This window comes from Neisseria sp. P0021.S005 (genome assembly GCF_051956955.1).
Genome location: NZ_JBQCWY010000738.1, coordinates 1 through 1,463 on the forward strand (window position 1 = coordinate 1; position 1,463 = coordinate 1,463).

The following is a 1,463-nucleotide window of genomic DNA, read 5'->3' on the forward strand; positions in this document are numbered from 1 at the left end:
CACCGCGGGCGCGGTTTTCATGGAATTGCGCCTGCCAATCGGCAAATTTGCCTTGTTCGATGGCTTCGCGCATTTCTGCCATGATGACTTGGTAGAAGTGCAGATTGTGGATGGTGTTGAGCTGTGCACCCAAGATTTCGCCGACTCGGTGCAGATGGTGCAGGTAGGAGCGGCTGAAATTTTGACAGGCGTAGCAGGTGCAGCTTTCATCAATCGGACGCTTGTCGAGTTTATGTTTTGCGTTTTTGATTTTCAAATCGCCAAAACGGGTAAACAGCCAGCCGTTACGCGCATTGCGGGTAGGCATGACGCAGTCGAACATATCCACACCGTGTGCCACACCGTACACCAAGTCTTCAGGCGTGCCGACGCCCATCAAATAATGCGGTTTGTGTTCAGGCAGGATAGGGCCGACGGCGCGCAACATACGGTACATTTCGGGCTTGGGTTCGCCAACGGATAAGCCGCCGATGGCCAATCCGGGGAAGTCGAGCTCTTCCAAACCTTTCAGTGATTCTTCGCGCAAATCTTCATACATCGCGCCTTGTACAATGCCAAACAGTGCATTTGGGTTTTTCAGGTCTTCAAAAGCCTTTTTGCTTCGTTCCGCCCAGCGCAGGCTCATTTGCAGCGATTTTTGCGCTTGGCTGTGCGTTGCTTCGCCAGGGGTGCACTCGTCCAACTGCATCACGATGTCGGAATTCAATACAGTTTGGATTTTCATCGACACTTCGGGCGAGAGGAACAGTTTGTCGCCGTTGATCGGGCTTTGGAATGTACAGCCTTCTTCGGTCAGCTTGCGCATGTCGGATAACGAAAATACTTGGAAACCGCCCGAGTCGGTTAAAATCGGCTTATCCCAACCGATAAATTCGTGCAGACCGCCGAATTGTTCGATGACTTCCAAACCTGGGCGCAGCCACAGATGGTAAGTGTTGCCTAAGATGATTTGCGCTTTGATGTCATGCAGGTTTTGCGGGTTCATCGCTTTGACCGAACCGTAAGTGCCAACCGGCATAAATACCGGCGTTTCGATTTTGCCGTGGTTCAGTTCCAAAGTGCCGCGTCGGGCATGACCGTCTTTTTTGTGTAAGGTAAATTTGAGCATAGCAATAATAGATTGGACGTTCGCGTGTGTGTGAAATGAAAGGGCAGATTATAAAGGATTTTTCGTTGGTTGACGGCTGGATTTTATCTTTGTCAAAACAATGCTTCAGACGGCCTGAATGATGGAGGAAATAAAAAATGAGGTATAAATCAAACAAAAATATTCAGGCCGTCTGAAAAGTATTTACAGATGCTTGCAAAAGGGAACACGCTTCGTTACAATAAGCGACTTAGATGAAGGCACATAGCTCAGTTGGTTAGAGCACCACCTTGACATGGTGGGGGTCGTTGGTTCGAGTCCAATTGTGCCTACCAAATTTCCATAACGGCTTTATGCCGTTATTTTTTAATGTTTT

Annotated in this window: 1 protein-coding gene and 1 tRNA gene; one reads left to right on the top strand and one right to left on the bottom strand. The window is 48.7% G+C overall.

Annotated elements, in window-relative coordinates:
• Positions 1–1,108, bottom strand: a 1,108-nt coding sequence (gene tgt / locus ACTHUE_RS18855) for a tRNA guanosine(34) transglycosylase Tgt (protein WP_440423751.1), incomplete at its 3' end; no start/stop codon positions are given.
• A gap of 237 nt (positions 1,109–1,345) precedes the next feature.
• On the opposite strand from tgt, the gene ACTHUE_RS18860 reads away from it, so the two are divergent.
• Positions 1,346–1,422, top strand: a tRNA-Val gene (locus tag ACTHUE_RS18860).
• Positions 1,423–1,463 lie beyond the last annotated feature (41 nt).